Here is a 14,582-nt window from a genome sequence, read left to right as displayed (position 1 = left end):
ATGTAGCCATGCATTTATATTACAATTGTAGTACAGTATATACTACAGTTGTAGTATATAATAGTCAAGGCTTTTTAAAAGAAATAAGAAGACGGCGGTTTTGATGAAATTCAAAACCGCCGTTGACCTGTTTTATTCAGTTTTTGGTATGTAACCGTTTGCAAACATTAGGGCAGTTTAACATTTTCGCGTTGACGATACACTACTTTATTTTCTTTGCCAAAAAGCACGATATCTATTCGATACGTTTGACCGCTTACGAATTGCTTTTCAGGGGCACCCTTACCAGTGTCCTTTCCATAAAGGTATATAATGGGATTGGGTTTTAAAGTAATGCATCCGACGGGAGCTTTTTTATCTCTTGCCGAAGATATTAGCCGGTTATATTGGTCATAGACATTTATTTCATAAGAACTAACCTGCGGATGTGATACAGATGTACTGAGGGCAATTCCCTCAGTATTTGCATAATCAACGCTAATATCAATACCGGGAACCCTTTTATTCACAAAGCTATCTTCCCAAAAGGTAAAGTACCTGGGCAGGGTAAGTTCTTTAGCCCAAAAAACATAATCCTTTTCAAAATTGCCGATAAACTTTAGGGAGTCAGGGTCTGCCTTGACGGGTGCATATTTCAGTTCTACGGAAACATCTACATTATCGAATTCGTTTGCCACCAAAAAATCAACATACACGGCAGATAAGGCGGCGTTTTTATTAAAAGCAAAATCTACTTTCACGTATTTATGTTTACCCGAATTTTTCGTAACCAAGTCAGCGACTGCGGAATTTCGATATCCTTCGTAGCCAATGTTATTAAATTCACAAAAACTGTAATTGCTTGTGTAAACATCATTTAGTAATTCAGGGATTCTCTGCATTGAACCAGAATTTTTATCGATGGCACGGAAACTGGTTGCACTGATATTTGATAACCTGGTTATCCCTTTCGCACCTTGCAGTTCAACAATTGCGTAATCTTCAACTTCCCCCTTTAAATCCCTTATCTGCCACCGTTTTACCGTTACGTTAATATTTCCGTCCTGGCCAGCTATATCTTCAAAAACCCAGGCAGGGACGTTTTTGCCTGAAACATTTACCGAAAATTGAATTCCGTCTTGGAGATAAAATTCGTTTTTTGTCCAGGTTTCAAGGCCATTTTTTGTGTTCTCGGCCAGGGCATTGCACGTAAAAAGGGTCGTACTTACGATTGCAGCTGCAATAATATAAGCTGCTGCCGACATTATTTTGCTAATTGGTTTTTCTCTGCTAATCATATTAAATCTTCTCCTTATTTGTTTTTTGCTATTTGCCATGGCGGAAACCATTATAGGAGGTATTTTATTTTGGGCTATCATGAATAAAATTGTATTCATATAACTTTTGCGTTCTTCTTTATCCATATTCCGCACTACTGCGAGATCACAGGATATTTCGCATTCCTCGTTCATTTGCCGCACCGCCAGATAAATTAAGGGGTTAAACCAGTGGATTGCATTTGCAAGCATGGATAGCCATTTAAACCAAAGGTCATGTCTTTTATAATGGGTCAATTCATGCCGCAGAATATGCCGCAGAATTTCATCAGAAACATCGGTATTTGGGAGTATAAGTTTAGGGCGAAATAGTCCGGATATAAATGGTATGTCGAAGAATGGGGTAATTAAAACCGGGATGTTACCTGTAATTTTATGCTCAGCTTTTACTTCATCTAGCAGCGGGCATTTTACAGGCAGAGAATGATGGCTGATGATTCTAAGGAACTGGGCATAATTTAAGATGATCTTAAGTAAAAACAAAACCGCTCCAGCCAGCCAGATAATAAAAAGCAGTGTGGATAGGTTGAACGTGTATGATGGTATAAACCTGAGCTTCGTATAACTAGGGGTATCCTCATAGGCTGTTGGGGTTGGCAATATGTCAGTTATTACCTGGGGATTTTCCAATTCAATGTAAGGTAATGGCGCAGCAGGAATAACAGATTTTTCTGGTAACCATATCGTTATTGGAGGCAAGACAATCAATACTAGGACACATATCCACATATAATACTGCCAGCGATTGCCAAACAACCTTATAGTCACCGGTTTTAGCAACAACAGTCCCAGGGTTAGGATTGCGCCGACTGCAGACAATATCAAAACGGTTTCAAATAGTTGTAACATCATAACAGGTTTCCTTAATTCAAATCAAAATAATTTTTCAGTTCGGCAATATCTTCGGCAGACATTTCATTGTCTGAATATAAGGAAGCTATCAGCTTTTTGGCGGAACCGTCATAGAGTTTGCTGATTAACTTTCTGGTTTGAGATTTTTTATATTCTTTTTCATCTGTCAAAGGGGTATAGTAATACGCATATCCGCTTTTTACCCCCTCAACAATTCCTTTTTTTTTCATCCGCCCCAGCAGGGTTGCTACCGTAGAATATTTCCAATTTTTGTGCAACAATTCATCACAGATGTCCTGCACAGACAAAGGTTGTTCTTTGGCCCACAGGACTTTCATAATCTCAAACTCGGCATCAGTTATTTCAGGCTTTTTTTCCAGCTCAACCACCTCCAAATATTTAAACTACATATGTAGTATATAAATATTATATGTGTAAAAAATGCTTGTCAAGGGACAAATTAGAAAAAACTTGGAATAAAGCAATAAGTTGACCTGGATTGCGGCAATCTATGATAATAACTGCCTTGAGGGCTGCTTTGGCTGCCTGGGTAGATAATCACAGGTTATTTCGTTCTAATACATATCCATACGTCTGGCATTTTGTTCTCCCGCGGATCTGCTAAGTTGTATCTAACAGCGCTGGATGTTGCAGCGGCTATTGGCAATGCTTTTCTCTACTACTGATGAGAATCTATCTTTGTGTTATGATAGTATAATAATCAAGATCTCACGGCAGACCACAGGAGATGGACATTCGATTATTCAGCACTGAACCAGCGGATTTACCCAGATTAATCGCCCCACCTGGTTTTATTTTTATAAGAAAAATTATGCCAGTCCTAATAAGAAGTGCTATCTATGCCCATTTCCTACTATACTTACGCTGTGAAGCAGAAAAAAGGCAGGTTTAACATATGACATATATTTTGGAAGGGCTGAATGAACAACAGAAACAGGCCATATTACATATAGATGGACCTTGTATGGTACTGGCCGGAGCCGGCAGCGGCAAGACCAGGGTGCTGACCAGCCGGATCGGTTATCTGATTGAAAATGGGATTGCGCCCGATTCCATTTTAGCGATTACGTTTACGAATAAGGCGGCTCAGGAGATGAGAACCCGGGTAGGTCAAATGCAGCCTGATTATCAAGGGCGGTGGATACAAACCTTTCATGCCGCCTGCTACAAAATACTGCGCATGGATATTCACCATCTGGGTTATGAACGCAGCTTTGCCATTATCGATGATACGGAAGGCAAGACCCTGATCAAAGAAATCCTAAAAGAAGAACACGATTACGAGACGAAGCCGGAAGAAGTGCTCTACAGTATTAAACAGGCCAAAAATAGTTTGTTAAATCCCGAGAAATACTTTCAGAATCTGAGCTTGCCGCTGCATATTAAGGACAAGTACTATCGGGTTTTCAGAAGCTATAATGCCCGACTCAAGGAGTACAACGCCCTGGATTTTGAAGATTTAATAATTCTTTGTATTAAACTGTTCCGGGATTATCCGGAGGTCTTGGAGAAATATCAGCACTGGTTTCGCTATATAATGATTGATGAATATCAGGACACCAATTATGCCCAGTATATATGGGCCAACCTATTGGCCGCCCGCCACCGCAACATTTTCGTGGTGGGTGATCCCGATCAGTCGGTCTACAGTTGGCGAGGTGCTGAACCGTATAATGTCAAGAAGTTTTTAAAGGACTATCCCGATGCCCAGCTAATAAAGCTGGAGAAAAACTATCGTTCCAGCCAATATATTCTCCAAGCTGCCAATGCGGTTATAAAGAATAATAGTGACCGGGAAGAAAAAAATCTATATACGGATAACCCGCGAGGGGATAAGATTATCTATTATTGTGCCGGAGACAGCTTCCAGGAAGGCAGGTTCGTTGCCGGAACCATAGCTGATTTGATAGACCGGGAAGGGAAACGCTACAGTGATTGTGCGATATTTTACCGTACTCACGCCCAGTCGCGTATCGTGGAAGAAGCCCTCCTGCACCGCTATATTCCCTATCAGATCATAGGTGCCCGTAAGTTCTATGAAAGAAAAGAAATAAAGGATATTTTGGCCTATTTAAAACTGATCTGCAATCCCAATGATCGCCTGAGCTTTAAGCGCGTTATAAACGTACCGCGCCGGGGGATAGGGGATAAAACCTTGGAAAAACTTGAGGATTACGCTGACCAGCAGGGGATCATGATTATGGACGTATTAGCGGATGCTACAGTCGTGGAAGGGATCAGTAAAAAGATGGCGGCAACTTTGGAAGATTTTTATGGGATGATCACGTTCCTCCAAGACCTGAATAAATCCCAGGTCCCTGTCCAAGATATTTTGCATCAACTGATGGAAATGAGCGGGTATATTGAAGATATTAATAAGAACAACCCGGCAGATGCTCAGACCCGGATTGAGAATCTGCAGGAATTACGTTCTCTGGCTATAGAATATACTCAGGAGGGTATAGAAGGGCTAGATGATTTCTTAGCCCGCGTTGCCCTGGTACAGGATACCGATGACCTGGACTATGCCGATGCCGTAATGATGATGACTTACCATGGAGCCAAGGGATTGGAATTTCCAATCGTATTCATGACCGGGATGGAGGAAGGGGTGTTTCCATCCTACCGCACCGAAACTCCGGAGGATATGGAGGAAGAAAGAAGGCTGTGTTATGTGGGGATAACACGTGCCTGCGAAAGGCTCTATCTTACTAATGCCGTATCCAGATTGCTCTACGGTTATGAGCGCAACAATCCACCGTCACGCTTTATAAAGGAAATACCTGCAGATTTGCTGACCCCTCCACTTGTTAAAAAGATGGTTAGCAGTATCCTTAACGAAGGGGATACGGTAGTGCACAAAAAATTCGGGATGGGTGTGGTAATAAGTATTGAAGATGACGAAATCGCGGTGGTGGATTTTGAGCGGGCCGGAACCCGAACTTTGCGGTTGGATATCGCCCCCCTGGAGAAAATAAGCTAAAGGCCTGCAGCATGCAACAGTTGGCTAATTTGGCAAGACGGGGAGGCCCGTCTTTTTTTTGAAAAAGTTTTAGACAGGAATTATAAAAAGATTATAAAATAGGCTGTATAGCTTACAAAATATATGTATGAATAATCCTTCCTAAGGAGGCCTTAATATTGACGGGTATAAAGGCGCAAATTGAAAAACTGCGGGAAGAGCTTCGCCAGCATGAATACCAGTATTATGTTTTGGATGCTCCCCTGATTACTGATGCCGAATATGATGCCTTGCTGAGTGAACTTGTCAAACTGGAAAAAGACTATCCGGAATTTTTAAGTATGGATTCCCCTACCCAGCGGGTAGGAGGGAAAGCGATGGAAGGTTTGAGCCCGGTACGACATCGTATGCCATTACTTAGCTTGGACAATGCCTTTTCATGGGCAGATTTACTGGATTTTGACCGTCGTATCCGAAAAATTGGGCAGCCTTTTGATTATATGGCTGAACTAAAAATTGACGGGGTGTCCATTGCTCTGGTGTATGAAAATGGCAGCTTGGTTAATGCGGCAACCCGGGGCGATGGTGTGGTGGGCGAAGACGTTACTTTAAACGTCCGCACCATAAGAAACATCCCGCTGAAGCTGAAGAGTGATTTGCCCCGCCTGGAGGTTCGGGGGGAAATCTATCTGCCCAAAAATGAATTTGTCAGGTTAAACCAGGAACGGGAGGAACGCGAAGAGCGTATTTTTGCCAATCCCCGTAATGCAGCCGCAGGTTCGCTGCGTCAGTTGAATCCGGGTGTTACGGCTCAAAGATCCTTGGCGGCTTTTATTTACGATATCCTTTATTTGGAGGGGCAGGAGATCCATACCCAGGAAGAAGCCTTGGAATTTTTGCAAAAACAAGGTTTGCCGGTAAATAATGCAGCCCGTTGTTGCCGTAATATCGAGGAAGTATACGAGTTTTGCCGGTATTTTGAGGAGCAAAGGCACAGCTTGCCCTATGATATTGACGGAGTAGTGATTAAACTTAACTTGATCTCCCCCCGCCAGCAATTAGGTCAAACCGCCAAAAGCCCTCGCTGGGCTGTGGCTTACAAATTTGCCGCCGAGGAAAAGGAAACCCGCTTGCTAGATATAGAATTGAACGTGGGTCGAACCGGTATTATCGCACCTACAGCTATCATGGAGCCGGTAAGTCTGGCAGGTACTACAGTCAGTCGAGCCAGTTTGCATAATTTTGATTTGATCAAGGAAAAGGATATCCGGATCGGGGATCTGGTTTTACTTCATAAGGCCGGTGATATTATCCCCGAGATTATTAAGCCGGTTATTGAAAAGCGCAGCGGAAAGGAAAAGGAAATCCCCGTGCCGGAAGTCTGCCCGGCCTGCAACAGTCGAGCCTTGCGTATAGAAGGCGAGGTGGCCTATCGTTGTGACAACATCAACTGCCCGGCGCAACTCAAAGAAAGCCTGATCTTTTTTGCTTCCCGCAACGCTATGGATATTGACGGGCTGGGACCGGCTGTGATTGAGCAGTTGGTAGAAAAGGGACTGGTTTTAAATCTCGCTGACCTGTACGACTTAGATATTGACAAGCTGACTGGTTTGGAGCGGATGGGGGTCAAATCGGCAAAGAATCTGCTTAATGCCATTGAAAACAGCAAAACCAGGCCCTTGCATCGATTAGTTACCGCTTTGGGTATTCGCCACATCGGAGCCAAGACGGCTCGTCTGCTGACGCGGGAAATCAATAATATCGATGAGCTGGGACAGCTATCAATTGAACAACTAACCGCTATTCCTGAAATAGGGCCTAAAATGGCCGCCAGCCTGGTAAATTTCTTCGCCGAGGAAAACAACCTGGCAACATTGGAGCGCCTGAAGGAGGCTGGTGTAAACACCCAGGAGACGGAAACTGCCCCTGCCAAGCAGCCTTTGGCCGGAAGAAATTTTGTATTAACCGGAACTCTAAAAGGCATGACCCGTCAGGAAGCCGCTGAGAAAATTGAAGCCCTGGGCGGCAAGACCAGCAGCAGTGTCAGCCAAAAAACCGATTATCTCCTGTTAGGCGCTGACCCGGGCAGCAAATATGACAAAGCCGTCCAACTGGGCGTAGCTATTTTAGAGGAAGACGAATTCCTAAAAATGCTGCGGGAGATCAGCGATGATAATGGGACGGAAGGGGTATAGATAGTGATTGCTGTGTGATGCGGATGGGGAAGCTTTGCTTCCCACCGGAAGCTGAAGCTTCCGCTACCGGGGCAGATATTCGTAAGTTGTTTTGTTCCCATACACCTTACGATAATGGATTTACCTGCGGAAGATAAAGCATCGCTACGGTTATTTCGGCTAAAGCCCCTAATCCAAATTCCGGGTTTTCTAAGCATATGTGATGATGCTGCAGATAGCGTATTGTTAATTAAAGAATGATGCGGAGCGATCAAAGGTCGCCCCTACAAATTCCGGTTCACTGTTAAGGTAGCACCCTTCGGGTACTACTGGTGTTCCCTAACGGTCGCTATTAAGGTAGCACCCTTCGGGTACTACTGGTGCTCCCTAACGGTCGCTATTAAGGTAGCCGCGTAAATCCGTGTGACCTGCGTCTATTCTCTCACCAAAATTATAAATCAAAATACTCATCGATTATTTTTTCTGTCAGTCGTTTCCGAACGATAGCCTGATTTACCAGCAAGAGTACGATCAACAACAATTCGATGTCCTGCTGCAGCTTGCCAAAGTCTCCTGTTTTTTCTCTGATTTTCTTCAGTTGTTCTCCCTGCCGGTCACCGCTTAAATCGAAATCATCCTGCTTCAAATCGAGATAAGCCAGGTAAATTTTATCCCATAACTGCGGATCACAATCTGTTTCACTGCTGGCTTTCAGCAAAGGCGCCAGCAGGATGTCTATATCCTTAATAGATAAAATCTGTTTCAAATTGTAAATCAATATTAGCAAGATGATATGCTGACGGGAATACTTTTTGTTTTTAGGCGGCAAAAGGATCCCGTCTTTGGTGTAGTTGTTGATCATGGTTTTGGTCAGGATCTTATCTTTCCGATTGCGTTTGGTCGCACTGAGTTTCTTTTCCATAAATGTCGTAACCTGATCCATATATAAATCAATATCCGGGATATCAATCAACTGGATATCTTCGTAAGCGTACAGGCTTTGCACCAATGTCAATAATTCATGTTCATCTATTTTCATTTTTCCCCTCCTTGCAGAAATGTTATATTTTTTGTCCAATGATTGTTTACGAAACTATTTTATTAATTTTTAAAAAAAATTTCAAGTGGTTATTGTAAAAACTAAACGTCTGTAGTATAAATGCTACATAAGGTTTTTAATACTACATATACCAATATGCATAGACTAGTATGTTGTTGAACATACTAAATAGTGTTTTAAATGTGAAAAAACCGCTACAACCAAGCCCTATTTTTTACTAAGGAGGTTATGTATAAATGAAAATACTGCTTATTGAACCTAAGGCCCCCGGACGTCATGTGTACAGCACGGTAACCATGCCCAGGCTAGGACTGCCGCTGCTGGGAACCGAGCTAAAAGCCATAGGACATGAAGTCAGATTTATCTATGGATCCAGAACAGATATCTGTTTTTCTGATCTGGACGAGTTTGAGATGGTCGGCATATCTGCTACCACCTCTACGGTGCCAGAAGCTTACCATCTGGCTGATATGTTCAAAAAAAAGGGGATACCGGTAGTGATGGGCGGACCGCATGTAACTTTCCTGCCGGAGGAAGCGCTGGCGCACTGCGACTATGTCTGTCGCGGAGAAGCTGAGGAATCGTTTCCAGAATTGGTCAGATGCCTGGAGAAAAACGTGATGCCAGCCCATGTGGCTGGATTATCCTGGTGGCAGGCAGGGAAACCGATTCATAATTCTGATGCTGCGCCTGCCGAACTGAACCGGCTGCCGATTCCGGATCTGTCTATCTTTGATGATTTTAACAAAATGACTACCTATCCGGTTATGACCTCAAGGGGTTGTCCTTTTGACTGCACCTTTTGCAGTGTAACCGCCATGTTCGGTCATAAAGTACGGACGCGGGATTATAATATGGTTCTGGAGGAACTGAAACAGTATGCCGGGAAACAAGTGTTTTTTTGCGATGACAATTTTGCCGCCAATCCTTATAGAGTCAAGACCTTGCTACTGGAAATGATCATCCGGAAGCTCTGTCCGCAATGGTGGTGTGCCCAGGTGCGAACGGAGGCGGCTCGCGATGAAGAGCTTTTGAGCTTGATGAAAGAGGCAGGATGCGGCCTGGTTTTTGTGGGAATGGAATCCATTAACCCCCAGACCTTGCAGAGTTATAAGAAAAAACAGGACATCGCCGACATTGAATTTTGCGTCAAACAGTTTCACAAGTTTGGAATTATGGTGCATGGCATGTTTGTCTTCGGCGCTGATGAAGATACCCCGCAGACTATTCGCGATACGGTTAAATTCGCACGTAAAAACAGAATTGACACGGTGCAGTTCATGGTTTTAACCCCCTTGCCAGGTACCCGGACGTATCAGGATATGGAAAAAGCCGGGCGGCTTCTGACCCGCGACTGGAGTTTATACGATGCCCATCACGTTGTCTTTGAACCAGCACTTATGTCTGCCTATACCTTGCAGAAAGAAACGATGCGTGCATACCGAAAATTCTACACCTTGTTCAGCCTAGGCCGGAATTTGTTTTTGACCGGCAAGCGTTCCTTTCTTTTTAAGGCTGCCGGTTGGTATGTAGCGCGAAAGTGGGATAGGGAAAACGCCTGGTATTATGAAACACTGCGAAAAGAGAAATCAGTTGCCCGCCTGGAGCTTTCCGCTAAAAACTAAGTGGCATCATTTGGGGGGGAGTAACGATGTAAAACGTGGATTAGCCATGTTTTTAGTTGCCCAGGGGGATGGCATAAATTTTATGGAAACAAAAAGCATATGCGCATATAAATAGAATGGATAATTATTTGTTGCGCTGTCCGGTATGGCTATAATTGTTTAGCCGTGGGGGAGCAACTAGCAAAAAGTGAGGAGAATGTTGATGGGAATTAAAATTGTCAGTGATAATTGTTGCGATTTGGATACGGAACTCCTTAAGAAACATAATATTTGCCTTACGCATTTAACGGTAAGATTTGGTGATCGTGTGTACCAACCTGGAGAACTGACCAATGCAAGTTTTTATGAAAAAATGAATACTTCCCCGACCCTTCCCTACACCAGCCAGCCCACTGTGGAGGAGATCAACCAGGTCTATACAGATGCTTTGGCAGACGGTTCGGAAGTTATCGCCATCCATATGTCCTCCGGCCTTTCCGGAACCTACCAGGGTGGGGTAATGGTGAAAAATATGTTGAACAATCCGCGCCTGCATGTTTTTGATTCCCGTAAAGCCTCGGTAGGATTGGGACTGCTGGTACTGGAAGCCGCCCGTATGGCCGAGAGGGGAGAAACCGTAGCTGCTATACTTCAACGGCTGCAGGAGATGCAAGCTCGAATGCAATGCATATTTGTAGTCGGCAGGCTGGATTGTTTAATCAAAGGGGGGCGTATTTCCCGGGCAAAAGGAGCGATTGCGGAGGTGCTGGATATTAAGCCGGTTTTACATATGGATGAGGGAGGCTATATCATGCTGTATGACAAGGCCCGGGGTTTTAAGGGCGCCCAGCAAAAGCTGATCAGTATCATGGAGAAAAACTATGCCAAATCTTCCTCCCCCACCGTGGGCATATGCCACAGCGCGGTTCCCAATATCGCTGACAGCTTAAAAAAGAGCATACAGAAGAATTTAGACTTACAGGATATAATTATCGGTGAGATTGGGCCCATCATCGGCTCCCATGTGGGTATGGGAACTTTTTCCGTATTTTTCGAAAAGTAAGGCAGCCTAATCCTGTATATTGAAAGATTTTATCCCCGGCCAACTTTAAAAGACTATCCTTCTGGTCGGGGATAAGCGTATAATCTATTCATATTAATATTGAGTTGTTAGCTGTGATCGGCTCGGGATCTTTTTAACGCCGCAGTAATCATGGCTGTAATCCACTGCTGGGCATTTTGAGATGAAAATGGTTTATTTGTAAGCATTTGTGCCACTATATACCCAGAGAAAACTCAAAAAAGTTTCTTGTAGGGATTGCTTTTTGGTATAATAATGTTTAAATGTTTTAGGTGATAAGGAGGCGGCTTCATGGCCCTTACCATAAAAGAGGTTGAACACGTGGCTTTACTGGCTCGGCTTGAATTGGATGATTTTGAAAAGGAGCTCTTTGCCCAACAGCTAAGCTCCATACTGGAATATGTGGATAAACTCAACGAATTGGACACGGACGGGGTTGAGCCCCTGGCCCATATTCTGCCCATATACAATATTTTTCGCAAGGATGAGGTCAAACCGAGCTCTTCCCGTGAAGAGATACTGGCCAATGCTCCTCTGGTGGAAATTGGTCAATACAAGGTTCCCAAAATAATGTAAGGGCAACCCCCTGGAGGAGGAAGCAAGTTTGGAATTACATACACTAACCGTACACGAACTGCAGGATTTGCTTGCGAGCAAGCAAACTTCCCCGCAAGAAATAACCAAAGCTGTTTTAGCCCGGATCAAGGCGGTTGATAACCAGGTTCAGGCCTTTGTTACCGTGACTGAAGAAGAGGCATTACAGCTGTCCGCTGAGTTGGATGGCAAAGATCTGTCCGGGAAACTTGCCGGAATTCCTTATGCCCTGAAGGATATTTTCTGTACCCGCGGAATCAGGACGACCTGCTCATCGCGTATGCTGGAGAATTTTGTTCCTGCCTATGATTGTACAGTTGTCCGCAAACTGTCGGCAGAACAAGCTGTACTGGTGGGCAAGCTTAATATGGATGAGTTTGCCATGGGATCGTCTACCGAGCAATCGGCATTTTTTGCTACCCGTAATCCCTGGAATCGGGAATGTGTGCCAGGAGGTTCTTCCGGTGGTTCGGCAGCCGCTGTGGCAGCAGATGAAGTGCCGTTTGCACTGGGGACTGATACGGGAGGATCAATACGCCAACCAGCTGCATATTGTGGGGTGGTGGGATTTAAACCTACCTATGGCAGAGTATCGCGTTGGGGAGTTATATCTTATGCTTCCTCCTTGGATCAGGTGGGAACGCTTACCAAAGACGTTCGCGATGGTGCGTTGATAATGAATATCATTGCTGGACGGGATTCCCTGGATTCAACGAGTGTTGACCTGCCCGTTCCAGATTATACAGAATTTCTTGACAAGGACATACAGGGGATGCGGATTGCTTATCCCCGCGAATTATTACAGTCTGGTATAGATGAAAATATTGAGCGGGCCGTAAAAAATGCCCTCTTAAAATTCGAAGAAATGGGAGCCAGCGTCGAGGAAGTTTCCCTGCCCCACTGCGAATACGCTCTGCCAACCTATTACCTGGTAGCTACTGCGGAGGCCAGTGCCAACCTGGCACGCTTTGACGGGGTTCGCTATGGCTTGCGTCAAGCTGAGGCAGAAAATGTGATAGATATGTTTTCAAAATCACGCGCTATAGGTTTTGGTGCTGAAGTCAAAAGGCGCATTATGCTGGGCACTTATGCCTTAAGCTCGGGCTACTATGATGCTTATTATCTTAAGGCCTTAAAAGCTCGCCGGTTGATTGCGGATGATTTTGCCCGGGTATTTGCTGATTATGACCTGATCGTTACGCCGACTACGCCGACTACGGCTTTTAAGCTTGGTGAACAGGTCGATGATCCCTTAACCTTATTAATGAATGATGTTTTAACCGTACCGGTTAATATGGCGGGATTACCGGCTATTTCCATACCCTGTGGACATCATGAGGGTCTGCCGATAGGAATGCAATTAATCGCTAAAGCATTTAGTGAGGGGACTCTATTTAGAGCGGCGCATGCCTTTGAACAAAACACCGATTTTAATTCTTTAAGACCGGTTCTGGAGGTGAAATGATGAGTAGAGACTACGAAATTGTGGTAGGTTTGGAAGTACATGCAGAATTAAAGACCGCCAGCAAGATATTTTGTGCTTGCTCAACTGCCTTCGGTGCTGAGCCTAATACCCAGGTATGTCCGGTCTGCTCAGGATTTCCTGGCACCCTGCCGGTGCTCAACGAAAAAGTCGTTGATTTGGCTATTAAAACCGGTTTAGCCTTAAATTGCGAGATAGCACAGTTCTGTAAATTTGACCGTAAAAATTATTTTTATCCGGATCTGCCCAAGGCCTATCAAATATCGCAGTACGATCTGCCGATTTGTAAGGGGGGCTATCTCGAAATTGATTTAGACGGGGAAAAAACCAGAATCGGAATTACCAGGGCGCATCTCGAGGAAGATGCTGGCAAATTAGTGCATCAGGGGGATATAACCACGACCCCTTTTTCCCTGGTGGATTTGAATCGTTCCGGTGTACCTTTGCTGGAGATAGTTTCCGAACCGGATATGCGCAATGCCCAGCAGGCCCGGGCATATATGGAAAAACTACGTTCAATTCTCCTCTTTGCAGGTGTATCGGATTGTAAGATGCAGGAAGGCTCCCTGCGCTGTGATGCCAATGTATCTGTCCGTCCCTGGGGACAAAAGGAATTGGGAACCCGCACGGAAATTAAAAACTTAAATTCCTTCCGGGCACTGGAAAGGGCTATTGAATATGAAGCCAAGAGGCAAATGGATGCCCTGGAAGATGGAGAAACAATCATCCAGGAAACTAGAACCTGGGATGAGGAAAAAGGCGTAACCAGATCGATGCGCTCCAAGGAAGAAGCTCATGACTATAGATATTTCCCTGATCCTGATCTGACGCCTTTGCGTATCAGTAAGGAATGGATTGAACAAATAAAGGCTTCCCTGCCGGAATTGCCCGATCAGGCCGGCCAAAGATTGATAGAAGAATACGGTTTGTCAGAGTATGACGCTGCTCAGATTACTATTAGTCCTCAAAGTCTGGATTTTTTTGATCAGTCAGTCGCTCTTTTCCCGGATGCTAAAACCGTTTCCAACTGGATGATGGGGGATTTAAACCGTTTACTCAAGCAACAGAATATAGAGATAGAGGAATGCCTGGTCAGGCCAGCCGCGCTGGCAGAAATGCTTAAATTAGTTAAAAACGGAACCATCAGCGGTAAGATGGCCAAAACTGTTTTTGAGGAGATGTTTTTAACCGGCCGGGATCCGGCTGAGATCGTCAAGGAAAAAGGGATGGCCCAGATATCCGATATCGACTCTCTGGCTCCCCTAATCGATGAAATTGTAGAAAAAAACCCCAAAGTCGTACAGGATTTTAAAAACGGGAAAGAGAAAGCCTTCGGTTTCTTTATAGGCCAGATTATGAAGGCTACCCGCGGCCAAGCCAATCCTGAGCTGGTCAATCAATTGCTCAGGAAACGATTGAATAAGGAGTGATTAAG

10 protein-coding genes are annotated in these 14,582 nt (G+C 44.4%); 7 read left to right on the top strand and 3 right to left on the bottom strand.

Annotated elements, in window-relative coordinates:
* Window positions 1-167 precede the first annotated feature (167 nt).
* Together AAV90_RS12335 and AAV90_RS12330 are read right to left on the bottom strand one after the other, a co-directional pair.
* On the bottom strand, window positions 168-2,168 hold the full coding sequence (locus tag AAV90_RS12335; protein WP_084691596.1) for a M56 family metallopeptidase: 2,001 nt from the start codon (window positions 2,166-2,168) through the stop codon (window positions 168-170).
* Window positions 2,169-2,179: 11 nt separating this feature from the next.
* Window positions 2,180-2,557, bottom strand: a complete 378-nt coding sequence (locus tag AAV90_RS12330; protein ID WP_076982658.1) for a BlaI/MecI/CopY family transcriptional regulator — start codon at window positions 2,555-2,557, stop codon at window positions 2,180-2,182.
* Between the two features lie 527 nt (window positions 2,558-3,084).
* Here AAV90_RS12330 and AAV90_RS12325 point away from each other — a divergent pair.
* Window positions 3,085-5,172 carry an ATP-dependent helicase gene (locus AAV90_RS12325; RefSeq protein WP_046499646.1) on the top strand — a complete coding sequence of 696 codons (2,088 nt, stop codon included), beginning with the start codon at window positions 3,085-3,087 and terminating at the stop codon, window positions 5,170-5,172.
* A gap of 158 nt (window positions 5,173-5,330) precedes the next feature.
* Window positions 5,331-7,346, top strand: a complete 2,016-nt coding sequence (gene ligA, locus AAV90_RS12320; RefSeq protein WP_198142857.1) for an NAD-dependent DNA ligase LigA — start codon at window positions 5,331-5,333, stop codon at window positions 7,344-7,346.
* Window positions 7,347-7,776: 430 nt separating this feature from the next.
* Here ligA and AAV90_RS12315 read toward each other — a convergent pair whose 3' ends face one another.
* The gene (locus tag AAV90_RS12315) at window positions 7,777-8,364 is read right to left on the bottom strand and encodes a DUF1836 domain-containing protein (RefSeq protein WP_046499643.1); all 588 of its coding nucleotides are present in this window, start codon (window positions 8,362-8,364) and stop codon (window positions 7,777-7,779) included.
* 257 nt (window positions 8,365-8,621) lie between these two features.
* Here AAV90_RS12315 and AAV90_RS12310 point away from each other — a divergent pair, with 257 nt between their 5' ends.
* The 5 genes from AAV90_RS12310 to gatB all read left to right on the top strand — a co-directional run bounded on the left by AAV90_RS12310 (window position 8,622) and on the right by gatB (window position 14,577).
* Complete coding sequence (locus tag AAV90_RS12310) at window positions 8,622-10,010, top strand: B12-binding domain-containing radical SAM protein (RefSeq protein WP_052729776.1); 1,389 nt, start codon at window positions 8,622-8,624, stop codon at window positions 10,008-10,010.
* Between the two features lie 202 nt (window positions 10,011-10,212).
* Window positions 10,213-11,052: a DegV family protein gene (locus AAV90_RS12305; RefSeq protein ID WP_046499641.1), complete on the top strand. Its 840-nt coding sequence runs from the start codon at window positions 10,213-10,215 to the stop codon at window positions 11,050-11,052.
* A gap of 309 nt (window positions 11,053-11,361) precedes the next feature.
* Entirely contained in the window at window positions 11,362-11,646 is a 285-nt protein-coding gene (gene gatC / locus AAV90_RS12300) for an Asp-tRNA(Asn)/Glu-tRNA(Gln) amidotransferase subunit GatC (RefSeq protein WP_046499639.1), read from the top strand.
* Window positions 11,647-11,674: 28 nt separating this feature from the next.
* Window positions 11,675-13,129, top strand: coding sequence for an Asp-tRNA(Asn)/Glu-tRNA(Gln) amidotransferase subunit GatA (gatA, locus tag AAV90_RS12295; protein ID WP_046499636.1), 1,455 nt, complete (start codon window positions 11,675-11,677; stop codon window positions 13,127-13,129).
* Window positions 13,129-14,577, top strand: coding sequence for an Asp-tRNA(Asn)/Glu-tRNA(Gln) amidotransferase subunit GatB (gene gatB, locus AAV90_RS12290; protein ID WP_046499634.1), 1,449 nt, complete (start codon window positions 13,129-13,131; stop codon window positions 14,575-14,577). The genes gatA and gatB overlap by 1 nt, the downstream gene beginning before the upstream one ends.
* Window positions 14,578-14,582: the final 5 nt, after the last annotated feature.

Source organism: Syntrophomonas zehnderi OL-4 (assembly GCF_000983115.1).
Taxonomy (GTDB): domain Bacteria; phylum Bacillota; class Syntrophomonadia; order Syntrophomonadales; family Syntrophomonadaceae; genus Syntrophomonas_B; species Syntrophomonas_B zehnderi.
This window is presented reverse-complemented; position numbering and strand designations above follow the sequence as displayed.